This window comes from Aeromonas aquatilis (assembly GCF_054052405.1).
This window is the reverse complement of the sequence record NZ_JBSTYP010000003.1, coordinates 62913-82405: the sequence shown is the minus strand read 5'-3', so window position 1 is coordinate 82405 and position 19493 is coordinate 62913. Positions and strand designations below refer to the sequence as shown.

The 19493-nt window shown below is 56.9% G+C and carries 18 protein-coding genes; 7 read left to right on the top strand and 11 right to left on the bottom strand.

Annotated elements, in window-relative coordinates:
• Positions 1-21 precede the first annotated feature (21 nt).
• The 6 genes from ACW5W8_RS01985 to queF form a co-directional block, all read right to left on the bottom strand.
• The gene (locus ACW5W8_RS01985; RefSeq protein WP_268011936.1) at positions 22-1029 is read right to left on the bottom strand and encodes an isocitrate dehydrogenase; all 1008 of its coding nucleotides are present in this window, start codon (positions 1027-1029) and stop codon (positions 22-24) included.
• A 159-nt stretch (positions 1030-1188) separates the two neighbouring features.
• A complete protein-coding gene (gene xni, locus ACW5W8_RS01980; protein WP_498626164.1) occupies positions 1189-2001 on the bottom strand; it encodes a flap endonuclease Xni in 813 nt (270 codons plus the stop codon).
• Between the two features lie 352 nt (positions 2002-2353).
• Positions 2354-3709, bottom strand: a complete 1356-nt coding sequence (ppnN, locus tag ACW5W8_RS01975) for a nucleotide 5'-monophosphate nucleosidase PpnN (RefSeq protein ID WP_019445906.1) — start codon at positions 3707-3709, stop codon at positions 2354-2356.
• A gap of 148 nt (positions 3710-3857) precedes the next feature.
• A complete protein-coding gene (locus ACW5W8_RS01970) occupies positions 3858-5474 on the bottom strand; it encodes a GGDEF domain-containing protein (protein ID WP_498626163.1) in 1617 nt (538 codons plus the stop codon).
• Positions 5475-5557: 83 nt separating this feature from the next.
• Entirely contained in the window at positions 5558-7840 is a 2283-nt protein-coding gene (locus ACW5W8_RS01965) for a hypothetical protein (protein WP_498626162.1), read from the bottom strand.
• Positions 7841-8052: 212 nt separating this feature from the next.
• Positions 8053-8901 (bottom strand): NADPH-dependent 7-cyano-7-deazaguanine reductase QueF, encoded by an 849-nt coding sequence (gene queF / locus ACW5W8_RS01960; RefSeq protein WP_498626161.1) that lies wholly within the window; start codon positions 8899-8901, stop codon positions 8053-8055.
• A gap of 204 nt (positions 8902-9105) precedes the next feature.
• Here queF and syd point away from each other — a divergent pair, with 204 nt between their 5' ends.
• On the top strand, positions 9106-9654 hold the full coding sequence (gene syd, locus ACW5W8_RS01955) for a SecY-interacting protein (protein ID WP_498626160.1): 549 nt from the start codon (positions 9106-9108) through the stop codon (positions 9652-9654).
• Positions 9655-9745: 91 nt separating this feature from the next.
• Here the strand turns inward: syd and ACW5W8_RS01950 are convergent, their stop codons facing one another.
• The 5 genes from ACW5W8_RS01950 to ACW5W8_RS01930 all read right to left on the bottom strand — a co-directional run bounded on the left by ACW5W8_RS01950 (position 9746) and on the right by ACW5W8_RS01930 (position 12677).
• Entirely contained in the window at positions 9746-10531 is a 786-nt protein-coding gene (locus ACW5W8_RS01950) for a Zn-ribbon-containing protein (RefSeq protein ID WP_498626159.1), read from the bottom strand.
• A 3-nt stretch (positions 10532-10534) separates the two neighbouring features.
• Positions 10535-10831 carry a DNA-binding protein gene (locus tag ACW5W8_RS01945; RefSeq protein ID WP_498626158.1) on the bottom strand — a complete coding sequence of 99 codons (297 nt, stop codon included), beginning with the start codon at positions 10829-10831 and terminating at the stop codon, positions 10535-10537.
• An 83-nt stretch (positions 10832-10914) separates the two neighbouring features.
• Positions 10915-11151, bottom strand: a complete 237-nt coding sequence (locus tag ACW5W8_RS01940; RefSeq protein WP_088869965.1) for a DUF2789 family protein — start codon at positions 11149-11151, stop codon at positions 10915-10917.
• A gap of 74 nt (positions 11152-11225) precedes the next feature.
• Positions 11226-11525, bottom strand: coding sequence for a DUF3301 domain-containing protein (locus ACW5W8_RS01935; protein ID WP_100654341.1), 300 nt, complete (start codon positions 11523-11525; stop codon positions 11226-11228).
• A gap of 111 nt (positions 11526-11636) precedes the next feature.
• Complete coding sequence (locus ACW5W8_RS01930; RefSeq protein ID WP_498626157.1) at positions 11637-12677, bottom strand: DUF3549 family protein; 1041 nt, start codon at positions 12675-12677, stop codon at positions 11637-11639.
• Between the two features lie 276 nt (positions 12678-12953).
• Between ACW5W8_RS01930 and ACW5W8_RS01925 the strand changes: the two genes are divergently transcribed.
• The 6 genes from ACW5W8_RS01925 (at position 12954) to ptsG (ending at position 19363) form a co-directional block, all read left to right on the top strand.
• Positions 12954-13289: a YqcC family protein gene (locus tag ACW5W8_RS01925; RefSeq protein ID WP_498626156.1), complete on the top strand. Its 336-nt coding sequence runs from the start codon at positions 12954-12956 to the stop codon at positions 13287-13289.
• Entirely contained in the window at positions 13286-14059 is a 774-nt protein-coding gene (gene truC / locus ACW5W8_RS01920) for a tRNA pseudouridine(65) synthase TruC (RefSeq protein ID WP_498626155.1), read from the top strand. Before ACW5W8_RS01925 ends, truC begins: the two co-directional genes overlap by 4 nt.
• A gap of 90 nt (positions 14060-14149) precedes the next feature.
• The gene (locus ACW5W8_RS01915) at positions 14150-14590 is read left to right on the top strand and encodes a flavodoxin (RefSeq protein ID WP_498626154.1); all 441 of its coding nucleotides are present in this window, start codon (positions 14150-14152) and stop codon (positions 14588-14590) included.
• Between the two features lie 542 nt (positions 14591-15132).
• Positions 15133-16446 (top strand): maltoporin, encoded by a 1314-nt coding sequence (locus tag ACW5W8_RS01910; protein WP_498626153.1) that lies wholly within the window; start codon positions 15133-15135, stop codon positions 16444-16446.
• Positions 16447-16537: 91 nt separating this feature from the next.
• Complete coding sequence (locus tag ACW5W8_RS01905) at positions 16538-17509, top strand: MalM family protein (RefSeq protein ID WP_498626152.1); 972 nt, start codon at positions 16538-16540, stop codon at positions 17507-17509.
• A gap of 423 nt (positions 17510-17932) precedes the next feature.
• Positions 17933-19363: a PTS glucose transporter subunit IIBC gene (gene ptsG / locus ACW5W8_RS01900; protein WP_498626151.1), complete on the top strand. Its 1431-nt coding sequence runs from the start codon at positions 17933-17935 to the stop codon at positions 19361-19363.
• Positions 19364-19493 lie beyond the last annotated feature (130 nt).

Below are 19493 nucleotides of genomic sequence, written 5' to 3'. Positions count from 1 at the left end.
TTTTAAAATCAATGGATTAACTCACAGTCGATCGATGATGGCTTGGGTGAATTCACTGGTGGAGGCGCTGCCGCCAAGATCGCGGGTGACCCGATCACCGGATTCGATGGTGGCTCGTACGGCCTCGCGGATCCGCTCTGCTTTATCCTGCATGCCGAGGTACTCCAGCATCTGGATGGAGGCGAGGATCACCGAGGTCGGGTTGGCAATGTTCTTGCCTGCAATGTCGGGGGCAGAGCCGTGGACCGCTTCGAAGATGGCCGCGCCATCGCCGATGTTGGCGCCGGGCGCCATGCCAAGGCCGCCAACCAGACCGGCGCAAAGATCCGAGAGGATGTCGCCGAACAGGTTGGTGGTGACCATGACATCGAAACGCTCCGGGTACATCACCAGATTCATGCAGGCGGCATCGACGATCATCTCTTCGCTCTGGATATCCGGGTAGTGGCTGGCGATTTCACGGGCTACTTCGAGGAACAGGCCGGAGGTCGACTTGAGGATGTTCGCCTTGTGGATGATGGTGACCTTCTTGCGCCCTTCCTGACGAGCCAGCTCGAAGGCAAACTTGACGATGCGCTCGGCCCCTTCGCGGGTGATGATGCTCATCGCCTCGGCACTCTTGTTGTCATCACTGCGCTTCTGACCTGCACCCGAGTACATCCCTTCGGTGTTTTCACGCACCGTGATGATGTCGATGTTGTCGTAACGGCTTCTGGTGCCCTTGAAGGAGATGACCGGGCGCACGTTGGCGTAGAGGTTGAACTTCTTGCGCAGGGAGACGTTGATGGAGGTAAAACCGCCGCCGACCGGTGTGGTCAATGGCCCTTTCAGGCTCACCTTGTTCTTCTCAATCAGATCCAGGGTAGCCTGGGGCAGCAGCTCGCCATGCTTCTCGAGGGCAACCAGACCCGCATCAGCGTATTCGTACTCAAAATCACAGCCCGCATGGGTCAGGATCTGGATGGCTGATTCAATGATGCTGGGGCCGATGCCGTCGCCGGGGATCACGGTAATTTTTCTTTTGGACATGAGAGGGTTCCACTTCCAGGGTATAGGGGAGGATGGGGCTGCTTTATAGCATTTACTCAGCAAACCAACCACATTCCTTTACATTCTACTCACTTTTATCAACAGCGAGGGTGAGTCTTGTCATGGTTCACGCCCTTGCCTGCATTTTTGTTCGGCCATTTAGTCTGGCTGGGGCGGGTAGCGGATGTCCCGCAGGTTGAATCCCAGCGGAATATCCCGCTGCAAGCGCACCAGCCGCTGGGCCAGCAGGGCCTTATCCTGATGTTGGCGCAGCTTGAGCAGTGGCTTGGCGGCGTCCTCTTGCTGACAGGCTTCGAGCATGGCTGCCAGATTGCCATATTGCTGCAACAGCTGGGTGGCGGTCTTGGGGCCGATCCCCGGAACCCCCTTGATATTGGAACCGCTGATACCGGTCAGGGCCCAGAAGTCGACCAGCTGAGCAGGGGCTACCCCATATTGCTGCTGGACGAAGGCGGCATCCAGCCAGCGCTTGTTGAAGTAGTCGCGCACCCGGATCTGCTGGCAGATCAGTTGGCAGAAGCCCTTGTCGGTGGAGATGATGGTCGCCTGATGGCCATGGCTGGCGATGCCGCAGGCGAGAGTGGCGATAAGGTCATCCGCTTCATCGGTCTCGGAGAGCAGGGCATCGACCCCGCACTCCCAAAAGGCATCCTGCAGGGTCGCCAGCCCTTCACGCAGTTCGGGGGGCATGGGAGTTCGCCCCTCCTTGTAGGCCGGATAGACCTCTTTGCGCCAGCTATGCACCTCACCATCGCTCTCTCCGTCAAAGATCGCAATGACATGGGTCGGCTCGCTATTGGCCAGCAGCTTGCGGCAGGTATTGATAAGGTTGGCGCGGGTGGCAACCAGCGCCTGGGCAGGGGTCAGTGCTTGCTGGGCCTGTACCGCGTGCAGACGGCGAATGAGATTGAGGGCATCGATGATGAGCAGGTGTGGCCGGATAGTTGACATGAGGCACTCTTGGCGGTCGGGACGCCCCATTGTAACAAACCGCTCGCCTTATGGGGGATTGATGGCACTCGGGGAGGGATAGCGCCAATAAAGAGGGGCGCCGATGCGCCTAATGCAAGTCAGTTAAGAGAATTTGAGTCCCAACCCACGGGGTATAAGGGCTAACGAGTGAGGGAGGCATGATGCCTCCCTCTTTTTATTGCATGCCAGTCAGGGCAAGGGTTGGAGCCAAATTGACTCTTTAATCATGGAGCTACTTTTGATATTCAATATCTCGAATATTTAGTCATAAAAGTGCTTAACTGACTGGCATTACGCCGATGCGCCCCTCTTTCGATGATGTATCTGTACCCTAGCGGACGATTTCGTAGCAGGGCACATACTGGCTGCCAGGCAGCTTCATCCGCTGCTGCTTGACGAAACTCTCCAGCAGCTTGTCCATCAGGTGCATCAGCTCCTTGTCACCGTGCAGCTTGAAGGGGCCCTTCTTCTCGATGGCGCGAATGCCCCCTTCCTTGACGTTGCCGGCGACGATGCCGGAGAAGGCACGACGCAGGTTGGCGGCCAGCAACTGGGGCGGCTGGTTGCGGTGCAGATCCAGACTGGCCATGCTGGCGTGATCCGGTTCGAAGGGGAGCTGGAACTCCGGCTCAATCTTGAGGGACCAGTTGAAGGAGTAGGCATCGCCGACCGATTTGCGGTATTCGCGGATTTTCGGCATCGCCTCTTTCATCACCCGGGCCACTTCCGGCGCATCGCCGACAATGATCCGGTAGAGCTTGGTCGCCGGTTCACCCAGGGTCGCCTTGATGAAATCGTCGATGGCACGGAAGTAGTCGGCACTCTCTTTCGGGCCGGTCAGGATGATGGGCATCGGCTGCCGCTCGTTGGCCGGATGCATCATGATGCCGAGCAGATAGAGCAGCTCTTCGGCGGTGCCGACCCCACCCGGGAAGATGATGATGCCGTGACCAAGGCGCACGAAGGCTTCAAGTCGCTTCTCGATATCCGGCAGGATCACCAGCTCGTTGACGATGGGGTTGGGTGGTTCGGCCGCAATGATGGAAGGCTCCGTGAGGCCGATGTAGCGCCCGTTGCGCACCCGCTGTTTGGCATGGCCGACGGCGGCCCCCTTCATCGGGCCCTCCATGGCGCCAGGGCCACAGCCGGTACAGATGTTCAGCTCACGCAAGCCCAGTTCGCTGCCCACGGCGCGGGTGTACTGGTATTCGATCTCGTTAATGGAGTGGCCACCCCAGCAGACGATCAGGTTGGGATCGGCGCCAGGCAGGATCACCTTGGCGTTGCGCAGGATGGCGAACACCACGTTGGAGATATGGGTGGAGTTGGTCAGATTGACCAGGCGGTTCGATTCGAGCTGATTGGAGACATAGAGAATGTCGCGCAACACCGAGAAGAGGTGCTCCTGAATGCCGCGAATGATCTCGCCATCGACAAAGGCGTGCTCGGGAGCATTGAACAGTTCCAGCTTGACCCCGCGCTCGCGCCGGATCACATGAATATCGAACGATTTGAAGCGCTCCAGGATCTCCTTGGAGCTGTCGGTATGGCTACCTGAATTGAGCACTGCCAGCGAGCAGTTGCGAAACAGTTGATAGATATCGCTGGAGGCAGTCTGCTTGAGGCGATCCACCTCGAGCTGTGACAGCAAATCCATGCTGCCGACGGGATTGATGTGCGTAATCATAGGTTCCCCTTTACTCACTTGTTATCGTTGTGTTTTTCCCTGGGGAGAAAAGGGGACGCTATGTTGCATCCCCTGAGATCGATAGTAGTGGTAACAGAGGGTGAAGGGAAATAGGGCGACGACTGTTCGCTGTTTTTTTAGCCGCTTGTCAGGCCAGAGTCACTTGATCCCGACCGGTGTGCTTGGAGTGGTAGAGCGCCTTGTCCGCCCGTTCAAACACATCGGACGGGTTGTCCCCATCCTTGAACAGGGTTGCGCCGATGGAGATGGTGATCTCCACCTTGGCATCGCGAAAACGGAACGGGATGCTCTTGATGGTCTGGCGCAGGGTCTCCAGCGGCTTCTGGAACTTGTCCGGGTTGATGTTGGGCAGCAACACCACGAACTCTTCTCCACCAAAACGGGCGATGAAATCAGTGTCACGCAGCGCACTCTGCAGCGCCTTGGCGACCACTTTCAACGCCTTGTCACCCGCCATATGGCCGTAGTTGTCATTGATGTTCTTGAAGTGATCGATGTCGATGATCGCCATGCAGAGCGGAGTGCGGTAACGAAGCCAACGTTTGTACTCCTGCTCCAGCCGTTCATCGAGGGCTGCCCGGTTGTGTACCTGAGTCAGGCTGTCGAGGAACAGCTTGTGTTTTTGAATGGTCAGCCGCTTCTTGTACTCGGCGGTCTCCTCCTTCATCAAGCGCAGCTTGGACTCCATGGTGGAGAGGCGGGTGAGCAGGTGACGCTCTCGCGCCGCCGTGCTGTCACGCTCTTGCAGCAGCAGGTTGATGGCGCCCATATGGCCGGAGATGGCGCGCTTGAGCGCATCGATGGAGTTATGGCTGGCCAGGGAGTGATCGATCGCCTGCAACTCGTTGACCAGCGCCTCGCGGGTCTCTCGGGTTTCGTTTTGCAGCGCACGCCCCTCATCGAGGGATTCGGTAAAGCCGACATGTACCGCTGACAGGCTCTCATTGAGGGAGCTGAGGAAGGCGCGGGAGGCTTTGCGCTCCTCACGGGTGCCTTCGATGATGAGCTCGATCACCTGCAGGCAGGTTTCCGCCAGCAGGGCAGGGTTGATCCCGATCAGCAGTTGGCGGCGAATGTCGCTCAGGCTCTCGCCGATGGCACCGGCAAAGTCGAGTTCGGTGATAAGCCGCTGCAGCTCATCGGCGATGCGAGCGTGATCCTTTAGATCAAACGGGTCGACATCGGGCTGGGCATCGTTGCTGGCAGCATCGCTTTCTTGTTGAGTTGCACCTGACGGTGTCAACAGGGGTTGGCTTGGCAGCAGCTGGATCTTGATCGCCTGCTGGTAGAACTCCAGCAGCTTGATCACCTTCTTTTGGTGATCGGCAATGCCGTAACCGGCGGGACTTGCCAGAAACTCCTTGAGGGACTTGCGGGTCTCTTCCGGGAAGCCCTTGATGTTTTTCAGCTGCCTGGAGCCAAGATCGATGGCGGTCTGGGTCAGGGTGATCGACTCTTCCAGCGCATTGCTGTGCTGCTGCAGCAGTTTTTCAATGGCCAGCAGATCCTCGTCTAACGAGGTAAATGCGGGATTGTTATCCAGTTTCTGCTTGAGCTTGGCGAAGCGATTGTCCAGCTCGCGGTCGAAGCCACGGCAGGAGAGCATCAACTTGTTGATAAACTGGATGCCGCGGGCACGCTCTGCATCGGAAAACGACAGGACGCCGTCGAGTTCCAGCTGTTTTTGCTGAAGGGATTCCCTGAGCCTGGCCAATTGTCCTGCTACGGCAGCGATGTCATTCATTATCAGGTCGCCCTGTTGTCATTATTGTTTTTGGTGTTGGATAGCAACAGTGGTCGAACCTGGTTTCGATCCTCGCCTGTTATCTACATTATTTCCTGGTGGTTATCGGCTGCCGGCTTCCTTGCAAGGCTGGGCCAATTAACCCATTGCTTTTCATGAGAAGAATTGACTTTTACCAGTCCCTTGTCAATTGCCATCAGGCCGCATTGCCACACATCTCCATTAAAAAATGCCGCTTGTTGGCAATCGATCGCAGCCAGCTCCAACCAGGCGTTTTGCTGGCATTTTTCACTGAGCTGAATGGCTCCCGACAGGGCAAGATAGCAGAGGTCAAACAGGCCATTGTGATCAAGCGCGGTCGCCGCTTTCGGCAGGAAGGGGTGACTGACAATCCCGAGGCTGATCTGGCGATCCAGCGGATAGTTGCAAGGGAAGGCGGCGATGGCCGTCAGCAGGTCTCCCGCCAGTTGATGCAGGTTGGTGACGTGGCGCTGTGGCACCACATAGAGCATGTGTCCTTCACGCAAGTCATAGATACGGCCATCTTGCGGGGTCAGGGTATCCATATAGGCACCGAAGGCCTGCTCGATTTCTCTGCTGGCCTGATAGCCGTGGCGCTCCAGCGTGTTGACCAGGAAAGGCACCCGGAACAGCAAATAGTGCAGCTTGTCATCAAACTCGCTGGCGTGTTGTTCACTGAGATACCAGCGATCCGATTTGAGCTGGCGTTTTGCCATCTCCCGCGGCCAGCGGTTCATCAGCCGCTGCCAGTTGGCCAGCCTCGAGCGTGGCTCGATCAGCAGGGCCTCATTGGTCCGTTTCAGTTGCAGGCGAGCGGTACGCAACTTGAGCCAGAGGGTGAAGAAGAGGTAGATAAAGAGCGCCAGCAGCAGGCTGGTGGTGATGCTTGACCAGAGATAGCGCTCCTGCTGGTGCTGGCTGTTGTTCAGGCGCTGCTCCAGATCTTTGATATGTTGCACCCGTTCGACCTGGACATAGTTGTCGCGGATCGCCGCCTGCTCCATGGCCTGCTCCTGCTGGCGAACCTCTTCGCCAAGACGGTGGAAGCGCTTGTAGCTGTCGAGGGCCTGACGCAGATACCCCTTCTGCTCGTAGGCAAGCGACAACAGGCGGAATACCTCGTACTGACGGCGAGTATCGCCGAGCTGATTGGCCAGCGCGCGGGCGTTCTCCAACTGCAGGATGGCGATGGCGGCCTCCTGTTTCTTCAGATAGAGCTCGCCGAGCAGCAGCAGGGTATCGATCAGCGGCTCTTTGGCATCGCTCAGCTCGTGGGACTGGCGGGCCGCATTGAGGTAGTTGCTGGCCAGCGAGAGGTTGCCGCTTTGCAGGTAGGTTTTGCCGATTTCGTATTTGAGCAGGGAGGCTTGCGGTCGGTTGCTCCCCTCATCGAGCAGATCCAGCGCATTGAAGAAGTAGACCAGTGCCATGTTGAGGTCGCCCTGCTCGCGATTGAGTCGCGCCAACACGATGAGTGAGTCGCACAGCAGGGAGGGATTGCCGAGGGAGTGGAAGTAGTTGGCCGCCTCATTGGCATATTGCAGTGCTTTCTGGGGCTCCAGCTCCTGCTGGTAGAGTTTGACTATCTGGTTTGACAGCAGGCCGAGAAAGAGCGGGTCGTTGAGACTTTTGGCCTGTTGCTGGGCATCGATATATTCCCCCAGCGCCAGCTGTGGCTGATGCAGCGCGCGATAAAGGTCGCCGCTGATGGCGCTGACCCAGGCACTGGCGAGGGGATTGGGGGTCTTGGCGGCCCAGATCCGCGCATCTGCCAAGTGGGCCTTGGCATCATCGAAGTGCTGGTTCTCGATGTCGTAGCTGGTGCGTTGCAGGCGGCCATAAATATGGAGCTGGCTCTGCTTGAGTGTGGGGACGGCCAACTGCTCGTCCAGCTGAGCCATCAGGGCGCGGCTGGTGCTCTGGTTATCCGGTTTGAGGGCCTGGCTGCGGATCTTGAGATAGAGGCCGTGGGCCTTGAGTTCCGGTTGCCGCTCTTTGTCGGCCAGCGCCATCGCCTTGTCGAGCGCTTGCTGGGTGGCCTGATACTGGCCCAGTTGCAGCAGACACTCCCCTTTGAGCAGATGGGCTCCTATGGTCTGGGCTACCGTGCTGTAGCTCAAGATGGGTTCGCGATAACCGAACTCCTGACGATTGCTGATGATTTGCTGGGGATTATTGGCTGCGCGCGCCAGGAAGGCAGTGGTGATCTGGACGCATCTGGCAGGATCGGTCAGTACCATCGATTGCGCTTGTTGCAGATCGATAGAGAGTTGCTCCTTGTCCAGATCCAGATTCGGAGCTGACAGGGAGGACATCATCATGGCCAGAAAAAACAGTTGATTCATTGGATTAAGGATGGCGCAGAGGTGTTGGCATGTTATCCAAGCCCCCCCCTGCGAGTCCAGCGTTTACTGTGGTTTGAAAGTGGTCGGCAAGTGGGTTTTGTCTGGAGTTTATTATCCATCGCCCACATTCTTGCCGTATCAGGCATTGATTGAAACCTTCTGGCGCACTGTAAAGAGGGCAGTGTGCCTGCCCTCTCTGCTGTAGCTCGCGTTTATTGGCGGATCAGGCGCAAGTTGGCGGGCACCGCTTCGAAATCGGAGCGGAACGGGTTGATGTCGAGGCCGCCACGACGGGTGTAGCGGGCATAGACGGTCAACTGCTCAGGCTGGCAATAGTGCTTGAGGTCGATAAAGATCCGCTCGATGCACTGCTCGTGGAACTCGTTGTGCTGGCGGAACGAGATAAGGTAGCGCAGCAGCTTCTCCCGATCGAGTTTGGGCCCCTTGTAGCGGATCACTACAGAGCCCCAATCCGGCTGGCTGGTCACCAGACAGTTGGATTTGAGCAGGTGGCTGTGCAGGGTCTCTTCTACTTGTTCGCTGCCAGCTGCCCCTTGCAGCAGGGACGCATCAAACTCGTAATTGTCTACCTCAATATCCTGCTCGTCGATGCACTCGCCGGGCAGCAGGGCAATCTGGTGCGGCGCCTTGTCGAGGGGGAACAGGGTCACCTTGACGGTCTCGCCAGCACAGGCACTCAGATCCTTGGTCAGCATGGTGGCGACTGCCTCGATAGAGTCGCAACGGGTCTGGTTGAAGGAGTTGAGGTAGAGCTTGAAGGATTTGGATTCGATCAGGTTCGCACTGGTGGCCGGAATGGCCACTTCACCCACCGCCACCATCGGCTTGCCCTTGGCATTGAGCCAAGAGAGCTCATAGAGGGTCCAGACATCGCAACCGGTAAAGGGGAGGTCATCGCCCAGCTGGAGGTCGTCCCGGTTCAGGCTGCGGGGAACCGGTTGCAGCAGGGAGGGGGTGTACTGGCTGATGTAATCGGATTGCTGGCCCAGACTCAGGCCGGTCAGGGCGCTGGCCCCGGCGTATCTATCTTGTTTGCTCACAGGGTTGCTCACGTAATGTGCTCATGATGAGTGGAATGAAACGGGCCATTGCAGGGCCGGATTGTTGCAGCCGTTTGGCTTGGGCGTCGGCCTCTCTGTATCCCGGGTTATGTTTCCCGGGTCGCAAGGTCGGCTGGCAACCTTGTCTGTTACCGGGTTTGGTGGTGCAATAGCGGACTTTGCCAGCAATTGTGGGGATTTTCGATGTCGGATCAAGTTTTGTCTGCCCTGGAGCACTTTTTTGCCCGCTGGCAACGGGATGGCGAGGCCAGACGAGGCCTGCCCTTGTGCGAGTGGGAGGCGGACTGGCGTTCCCCCTGCCAGCTTGGTGAGCCCGCCGATGGTCGGGTGGCCTGGCGCCCTCACCATCGCCCCGAACCCGCCGATTTTACGGCCATGGCCGATGCCCTTGAGCTGACGATTCATCCCAGCGCCATTGCCCTGTTCGGGCTCTGGTTCAGCCGCCCCATCCCCTGCCTTTTCAAGGGGCTGCGCCTTGAACTGATCATGCCGTGGAATGAGTCGGATCTCGACCTGCTCAGGGAGAATCTCATCGGCCACCTGCTGATGCTGCGCAAGTTAAAACGAACCCCCTCCATATTTATTGCCACCACCCGCAACGAGATGACGCTCATCTCGCTGGATAACGAGAGTGGTCAGGTGTGGCTGGAGTGGCTCGACTCAGGCCGCCGTCTGCCGTTGGCTCCCTCCTTGTCGGCGTTTCTGGAACGGCTGGAGACGTTGCCGCAATAGCACCTGTTCGAGCCAAGGTTACTCATCGGAACGAAAAGAGCCTTGCCATGCGGCAAGGCTCTTTTTATGGGGGAACGTGCAGGGAACGAACCTAATCCTTGAAATCCCAGGAGAGGTTGGAGACCAGGCGGCAGCTGTCGCATTTGAAGTCGAAGATCTCGTGCAGCGGCTCTGCCAGTGCCCACTCACCGCCACAGCTGGGGCAGAGGCGCGCTTTCTCCTCGGCAGCGCTCAGCCCGCCTACCCGATAGAGATAGTAGTAGGTGGGGATGCCGCTCAGCACTTCCAGCCGCTTGGCGAGATCACTGCCGCGTCGGTAGAGGCGGCTACCCACTTCGCCGATTTCGTGCAGCGCCGCATGTTCGGCGATGGAGCCGTTCATCTGCAACTGATCGCACGCCTCCCAATCCTCCTGCCACTTGATGATCTGTTTCTGATCGCCGTTGGCGACCGCGGGCAGTTGGTAGAGCGGAATGGGGGCGAAGTGGTCGCCACAGCGCAGCGGCGAGCAGCTGTGCAAAAAGCTGGTATAGAGCAACATCCAGCTCGGCCGCTCGCCCTGCTCGCCGCAAGGGTCGGTGCTATCAGAGAGTAAATCGGCCCCCTGCAGCTGGAGCTTCGGCGCCAGCAACCCCGCCTGATTGAGCTGCTGTTCGGCCAGTCTGACCTGATCGCTCTGGTTGTCGGGGTGCAGACTATCCTGCTCCGGGCAGACCACCCGGCTGACGAAATAGCCGTCGTGCATGCTGGTGGGAAATTCCCGCCCGAGGATCTGGCCCTGATAGCGCAGCATGTCGAGGTAGTTGACGATGGCCCGCTCTGCGTCGCCAAGGGAGGTATCGCGGTAACACTCAAAGCAGAGTTCGACGATATACATGGTTCAGCCTTGCCCCTGCTGGATGAGTAGGTCGGTCAGGCGATCCACCTTCTGTTCGATGCGTGCGAGCTGTTCGGCGAGTTGCTGCAGGGTGAGCTCCGGCGCTGGCTGAGGCACAGCCTCTGGCAGGAGCTCGTTCTCGGCGGTCGCGACGGGCTGCTGCTTCCACTGGCTCAGCACTTTCAGCAGCTCGGCCATCGGCACGGGCTGGGTGAGGCGGGCCTTGATCATGGCGGTGGTGGGCGTCAGGCCCTTGGCGGCCAGCTCGTTGGCAATTCGGATGATCTCGTGGGCGGACATAAGCATGCTCTGGGTGAGAAGGAGGGATCGATATCGGGGCGGGATCTTAACCAAAGCCAGCAGGGGAGGAAAGGGGCGGGCGGCTAGCGGGGTTGGCGCAACATCACATCGAGCTGGTCGATCGCCTCGCACCAGTCGGAGTCGTTCCACAGGGCGTCGCGCAGAAAGCTGGCCTGGGCTGCGCTCCAGAAACCGGCCTCCGGCAACAGGGTTTCATTGTCGAGGTGATGGTCGTGCACAAAGCGGTGCAGGCTCAGCTCGTCGTTGGCCATCCCGAGCTGGGCAAACAGGGCTGGCAGATCGTGGACAAGGGGTTCCATCTCGTCTCTCCCTTTGTTTAATCCCTGAGATTATAGACAGGCACAGCCTCTGGGCGCAGAGACGAGATTGGAGATCAGGCAGAGGGGATGCGATGGGGTGGCAGATCAACGCCTACGATGTGCAGCCCCTGCATCTTGAGGGTGCCCTGATAGTGGCTCTCGCCATCGCTGGAAAATTCAAACTGATAGTGGGTCAGCAGCCGCAGGGGATTGCGGGCCAGCTCCCGCCGATGGCGAGCCAGTGACAGCAGTTGCAGGTCATGGTGCTGGCAGTAGCGGCGCATGTATTGCCAGGCCACTTCTGCCTGTTGGCGTTGCAGCCAGAACAGGCCGGCAATCGCAATCAGCAACAAAATTCCGAGCATCTCTCCCATAGGCGGGCTTCCTTATCGTGATGTCGATAACCGGGAGTCCTGCTCGGCACTCCCGATCTCCTTTTCTATTTCCCGCCGTGTTGCCTCGTGGCGTGAGGGGGAGGCGAGGGATCAGGCCGAGGCAAACAGACGGCCGATGGCCTTGCCCAGCGCATCGCTGCGGTTGGGGTCACGCAGTCTGGCCAGCATATCATTGCGCAGGGCCGGTAAAGTGACCAACTCGGCAAAAACCTGATTGAAGAACTGGGTCGGTTGCAGTGCCAGTTGTTCCAGATAGTGGCTGAGCAGATTGGCATCTTTCAGATCGGGCCAGAGCCGGCCGGCGATGGCGAGCAGCAGCGCAGGGCTCGGCTGGGTTTGCAGCAGGGTCAGCAGCTTGTTGGTGCGCAGCGTGCTGCCGGGACAGGAGGCCAAGGCGCGGCAGAGGTAGGCCAGGGTCTCCCGGTTGGGGGCGGCGCACTCCTGCTCCTTGCCGATCCGCTCGAGCAGGGCGCCTTGTACTGCCGGCGGCAGCGGGGCGTTTTCAAGGCTCTGGCAGAGGGCGTAGAGCGGCTCTTGCGGCAGTTTGGGCAGCGCCTTGCAGATCAGCGCCAGATTGCGCTCATCATGCAGCCGTTCGGCCAGGTCGGCAAAGCCCTGCAGACCCAGTGTCTGCCAACCGGTATCGTTGGGGGCGGCCAGATAGTGGCAGAGGGCATCGTAATAGGTAGAAGGGGCCTGCTCCAGCTGGCGCGCCAGTTTGGCGTGCAGACTGGCCATCTTGGCCTCCGCCGGTCGGAAGGTGTAGGGATTGTCGGCCAAGCGCTGGGCCTTCTCTTCATCCAGATCGCCGGTGAGCTTGTAGCCCAGGGTCTCCACCACCTGATCCATGAACAGCTTGGGGCCGTTTGACATCAGCATGCCGCGCTCATCGAGGGCGAACTTGAGGAACCAGAGGTAGTGGCGAGACTCGTTCGGTTGGAAGAAGTGCACGCCGAGCCAGGCGTGCTGTTGCAGCGGCCAGGGATAGGGCTCCTGCTGCTGTTCGATGCGCACAAAGGTATCGCTTGCCAGTGACCGCACCTGGCGGCCCATGTCAAACAGCTGGAACTGGGTGCCAGCCTGAGTCAGAAATTCGGTCAAGGTATTGATGGCAGTAGGCGTCGCAGACATGGTGAGATCCGGCTAATGGTGATGCGGGCCGATTATAAGGCCCTTGCCGAGGATAGCCAGTGGCAGCAGACGTGCGTTGCGGCAGCTATCAACATGGCAGCCATGCAGGGGGAGGTGTATAGTATCGCCCTTTTTTAACGGCGGCAGGCCGTGCTGGCTGCCGTGTATGTCGTTGAGCCGGCTGAACCGCCGGTGCTGTGCGACTGAATCTATCGGCATCCTTGCTGACCCTGTCGGGTCGGCGGATCAATCTGTGGTTATGAGGAAGAGAGCGAGATGAATCAATATTTGCTGGTCGCTGGCCTGTTGGGGGAACTCACCGCCGAGTTGCAGCGCCTCGAGCGCTGGCAAGCTGACCATCCCGGTGACGAAGCCCTGGCAAGCACCCTGCCTTTTTGTGTCGATACCCTGAGCTTTGATCAGTGGCTGCAGTTCGTGCTGATCCCGCGCATGGAGCAGCTGGTTATGTTGCAGGCGCCGCTGCCCACCAGCGTCTCCCTCTATCCCATGGCCAGCGAAGTCTACAAAGAGGATCTGGCCGAAGCAGAAGCGCTGCTGCGGCTGATCGGCCGCTTCGATCTGCTGCTCTCCGGCAAAGTGATCGAACAATGATGCCAGAACAAACCAGAGAAGAGAGTGACCTGAAGCTGACCCTGCTCTATCAGGATGAGTGGCTGGTGGCGGTCAACAAGCCGTCCGGTCTGCTGGTGCATCGCAGCTGGCTCGACAAGGCCGAGACCCGTTTTGCCATGCAGATGACCCGGGATCTCATCGGTGGTCGCCATGTCTATCCGGTGCATCGCCTCGACCGTCCTACCTCCGGTGTGCTGCTGTTTGCGCTCGATCCGGTGATTGCCCGCGCACTCACCGAAGCCTTTACCCAACGTCAGGTGCACAAGGAGTATCTGGCATTGGTGCGTGGCTGGGCGCCCGAGCAGGGGGTGATCGACTATCCCCTCAAGGAGCAGTTGGACAAGATTGCCGATGCCATGAGCAACCCGGATCGGCCGGCGCAGGATGCCGTCACCACCTTCCGTCGGCTGCATCGGGTCGAGCTGCCCCATGCGGTCTCCAAGAAACACCCCACCAGTCGCTACAGTCTGGTCAGATTGTTCCCGAGAACCGGCCGCAAACATCAGCTGCGCCGTCATATGGATCACCTGTTCCACCCCATCGTCGGGGATACCACCCACGGGGATGGCCGTCATAACCGCTTCTTTCGCGAGCACTTTGGCTGTGAACGGCTGCTGCTGGTGGCCCGCACCCTGAGCTTTACCCATCCGGTGCTCAAGGTGCCGATGCGGATCCTGGCGCCACTCGGTCAGGATGTGCTGCGCCTGTTTGCCGAGCTGGGCTGGCCCGCCAGCGAGAGCGACTACTAAGCGCCTGATCCTCAGCCTTGAACCGGTGGCATCTGACGCCAGCTTGCTGATAGAGTTGCTCAAAAGAGTGACTCAAGCAGGGAGAGGAGAATGGCGCAGATCGATATCGTGGTAGGAACTGTCTACGGCGCAGCCATGCTGGTGGCCGAGACCTTGGCAGATGAGCTGGAACGCAATGGGCATCACTGTTCTCTGCACGAAGAAGCACGGCTGGCGGACATCGACCCCGGCCGTTTTTTATTGCTGGTCAGTGCCACCACAGGGCAGGGGGACATTCCTCCCAATCTGCAGCCCTTTGCCAGCGAGTTGGCTGACAAGGCGCCCTGGCTCAAGGGGCTGCGTTATGCCCTGATTGCCATGGGTGACAGCAGCTATGACCATTTCTGTGGCGCGGGCCGTCGGCTAGACGGATTGCTGCAAGAGCTGGGGGCCACGCGAGTGATTCCCCCGCTGGAGCTGGATGCTACCGTGCACGATGAACCCGAACAGGTGGCACTCAGCTGGCTGAAAAAGTGGGATATTCAGCCCTGAATATTCTCTGAAATAGAGCCATATCAATCCCCTGATCCTTAACTGGCAGGGGATTGTTATTTGCAAAAATGTCATCTCACTCAGCAAGCATATTTTCCACTCTTATTGTAGATAGTGGCGGAGGGATATTTTCCCCTTTTGGCATTCCATCGGCGTAATGGTTTCAAGCGCACAGCAGACCCGTCGTCCAAATAAAAGTTCAATCTTGAAAGCGATCTCAGTCATGTTTTTGTCATTCGAACGTAAAATAATGACTTTGGTTCAGTCGCGAATTAATTGCTGGTAACGCTTTCAGGTTTGTTTAAGTTGCTGTTTTTGTGGTTTTTATGGTCATATATTGCTATCTTTGTTAGTTTTTTACCTGCTTGTGTTGCGGCGATCGTTTGCCGAGCGATTTGTCGCCATTTTGTGAGTCGCTTCATATTTGTCGTGAAATACGCTCCCTATAATCAACCTCGGTTATCACCAACAGGATTACATGGTGATAAGAAGTTGAATATTCAGGATCACACTCCTCACTGCGGGAAATAAGGAATATGACAATGAAAATGAAGTGGCTCCCGATTGCAGCAGCTGTTACTGCCGCCCTGGCTTCCCAAGCCGCCTTTGCCGTAGATTTCCACGGTTACTTCCGTTCCGGCGTCGGTGTTTCCGGCGACGGCGACATGGTTAAATACAACGTCAATAAAGTTGGCCGTCTGGGTAACGAAAATGATACCTACGGTGAAGTGCAACTGGGTCAGGAAGTATTCAACAAAGATGGCAAGACTTTCTATGTTGATTCCATGTTTGCCATGGCTTCCAACGGTTCAAACGACTGGGAAGGTACCGGTACTGTTTGTAACTTCGATGCCAAGCAGTGCAATGGTGATTCCGACTTCGCTCTGCGTCAGTTCAACGTACAAGCCAAAGGCTTGCTGAACTTTGCTCCTGAAGCAACCCTGTGGGCTGGTAAGCGTTACTATCAACGCCATGACATCCACATCTCCGACTTCTACTACTGGAACATCTCCGGTGCTGGTGCTGGTATCGAAGGCATCCAGGCTGGTCCGGGTAAAGTCTCTTTCGCATGGGTACGTAACGACCGTAGCGCAAAAGACGTGTTCGGCGAGTACACCAATACCGGTACCAGTGCAGCTCCAAAATACGTGAAGAACGAAGATCTGAACGTCAATACTCTGGATCTGCGTTATGCCGGCATCCCGCTGTGGACCGATGCCTCTCTGGAACTGGGCGTGGATTACGCTCTGGTTAATGAAACCAATGATCAGAAAGCGCTGAAGAAAGACCCGCAAGATGGTGTCATGCTGACTGCTGAACTGACCGCAGGCATCCTCGGTGGTTTCAACAAAACCGTGCTGCAATACGGTACCGAAGGTTACTCCAAGACCATGGCTTTCTACGGTGATGGTTCCTGGTACGGCGCTGAAGCCAAAGACGGTGCCGACGGTTTCCGTATCATCAACTGGGGCGTTGTTCCGATGGGCAACTCCTGGGAGATGGGTCATCAGTTAGTCTACGGTGTAGGCAACGAAATGTGGAATGGCAACGACAAGTACGAAACCATGTCCGCTGTTATCCGCCCGATGTACAAGTGGGATGACTTCAACAAGACCATCTTTGAAGGCGGCTACTTCAAGGACAACAACAAGTCTACCAATGGTAGCGAAGACAAAGATGCTGGCTACAAGCTGACCCTGGCGCAAGCCTGGTCTGCCGGTTCCAGCTTCTGGGCCCGTCCGGAAATCCGTGTGTTCGCCTCCTATCTGGCTAACGACGAAGACAAGAAAGTCTTCGAAGGCAATACCTCCAAAGACACCTACCAATTTGGTGTTCAAGCAGAAGCTTGGTGGTAAGCAAAAGTTTAAGTTAAGTTAGTGACTGCCCCCTTATGGGGGCAGTTTTGTTTCGCCGGATCACGGTCACCGGATTATGGAGATAAGAAAAATGAAACGGGTAAAGATGTCTATTGCAGCCGTAATCACTGCGCTATTAACCGGTTGTGCCGGAAACATGGTTGTTCCTCTGCAAGAACATGGCTCGATCTTGAGCGATGCAGATCAAGCCAAGCAAGCGTTGGCCAAAGCTTCAAGCTGCTGTGTGGCGTTTAAAGATTTCAGTTATGCCCCCTTGCCTGAAGGTGAGACCTTGCTGGCCATTGATGGCAAGCAACCCACTTTTCAGTTTGATGAGGGGATGAGTTACTTTGCGGCTTATCGCTTGCCGACCAACACCGGCAATCTGGCGATCAGCCTGGCATCACAGGTGAGTAAAACCGTGATGGTGCCCAAGGTCATTATGCTGGATGCCGAGTTCAAGGTGACTCGGGTCCTGGGTGAGTCAGTATTCAGCTATCAGCCTGCTCACTTGCTCGATAACGACCGTATCGAAGGACGTGTTTTTGTTGACCGCAGCATGCCTGGCAACCCGGCCAGCGAAACATACATGATCGTCTATGCGCCTGCGGACCAACTCTCTGGCAGCACAACAATCCTTCATCCATCAAAAGCGTTTGCTCGTGCTAATGGTACCGTTGAGCCTGATATCAAGGATCCGGTGATCCCGCACTCCCCGTGGGGTTTGGTGCAGATCAAAGTCAAAGATATGGCCCGTGGGAGTGGCCTTGAAGCGGTATTCAAACCCGAATATGCCGACAAGGTGGCTATGAGCCAGGGTCAGCAGGTTGCAGCGATAGCGACTACCGCAGCCGTTACCACAACTACAACAGCTGCGGTCGCAGCCAAACCTGCTCCTGCCATGTTGAGTGAAACTGAAGCCTTCTACCAGAGCCAGATCGAAAAAGCGGTCAAGGCGGGGGATATCGACAAGGCGATGAAGCTGGTGAACGAGGCCGAGCGGGCTGGTTCAACCAAAGCAAAAACCGTGTTTATTGATGCGGTCAAGCGCTCGCAAAAATAGAGTAATACGACCGTTTGCTGGTCAGATATATTTGTTGAGGCCTCCCTTGTTGGAGGCCTTTTTAATCGGTAGACTGTAATAAATAAAAATCACGCCGTTACATTGGGTTACAATGAGTTTCCGTTTGATGTAAATTGCATTGTTAAAATACAAAGTGAAACTGCAATTTATATATGTTTGTAATAGAGTGATAATGCAGATTATTAACTTATATTAGAGGCATTTTTTAGCCGCTAAACAAGTTGTGATCTTCCCTCCAAATTCAATATTCCCCCGCTTCTGAAAGCAGCAATTTATGACCCGCTGGGTTATATTCTGATGGTCAAAATAAACATGCCCGACTCGAAGATATCTGGATGAATTAGTGGTTATTTCATTCTGATAGATCGTTCAGGGAAGACAATCCATTCAGGAGCGCACACAATGTTCAAAAATGCTTTCTCTAATCTGCAAAAGGTTGGTAAGGCGCTGATGCTGCCAGTATCAGTCTTGCCGGTCGCAGGTATTCTGCTGGGGGTGGGTGCTGCCCACTTCAGCTGGTTGCCAGAAATTGTCTCCCAATTGATGGAGCAAGCTGGTGGTTCCGTATTTGGTCAGATGGCCCTGCTGTTCGCAGTGGGTGTTGCTCTGGGCTTTACCAATAACGACGGCGTATCCGGCCTGTCAGCCATCGTTGGCTACGGCATCATGGTCGCCACCCTGAAGGTCATGGCGCCTGTGATGGGTGTTGAAACCATCGAAACCGGCGTGCTGGGTGGTATCCTGGCCGGTGGTGTCGCTGCCTGGGCCTTCAACCGCTTCTACAAGATCCAGTTGCCTGAGTATCTGGGCTTCTTCGCCGGCAAGCGTGCCGTACCCATCATCACCGGTTTTGTCTCCATCGGTCTGGGTGTGATCCTGTCCGTAGTTTGGCCGCCAGTGGGTGGCGCTATCGGCGCCTTCTCTGACTGGGCCGCCAACCAGAACCCGGTACTGGCCTTCGGTATCTACGGCGTGGTTGAGCGCTCCCTGATCCCGTTCGGTCTGCACCACATCTGGAACGTACCGTTCTTCTATCAGGCTGGTACCTGCGTCAACGGTGCTGGTGAAACTGTTCACGGTATCATGACCTGCTTCCTGACTGCTGATGACGCTTCCCGCGCTGCCGGTAACGGCTTCGGTCAGCTGGCTGGTGGTTATCTGTTCAAAATGTTCGGTCTGCCTGCTGCTGCGTTCGCTATTGCTCACGCTGCCAAGCCGGAAAACCGCGCCAAGATCGTTGGTATCATGGCCTCTGCTGCCCTGACCTCTTTCCTGACCGGTATCACCGAGCCGATTGAATTCTCCTTCCTGTTCATCGCTCCGGTTCTGTACGCAATCCACGCTGTACTGGCTGGTCTGGCTTACGTGCTGACCAACACCCTGGGTATCGTACACGGTCACACCTTCTCTAACGGCTTCATCGACTTTGTGGTGCAATCGCCGCGTGCCGACAACATGCTGCTGCTGGTCGGTCTGGGTCTGGTGTACGCTGCCATCTACTACGTCGTATTCAGCTTCGTTATCCGAGCCATGGACCTGAAAACCCCGGGTCGTGAAGACGAGACTGCTGAAGAGACCGTTGGCCAAGGCAAAGACGAGATGTCTGCTGCTCTGGTTGCCGCCTTCGGTGGTAAAGAGAACATCGCTTCTCTGGATGCCTGCATCACCCGTCTGCGTGTTGGCGTGAAAGATGTGGCTAAAGTTGACCAGGCTGGTCTGAAGAAACTGGGTGCTGCCGGTGTGGTAGTGGCTGGTTCCGGCGTACAAGCCATCTTCGGTACCAAGTCCGACAACCTGAAAACCGACATGGATATCTGGATGAAGAGCAACTAATCCTGTTGCCTGAATACCAGAGTGCTTGAAGAGGGAGGCGAAAGCCTCCCTCTTGCTATTTCTGGTTATGGATCGTGCGAGTCACAGCAGGTCGAGCTCGGCAGGAGTCTCGTTGCCCAAGATGCGATGT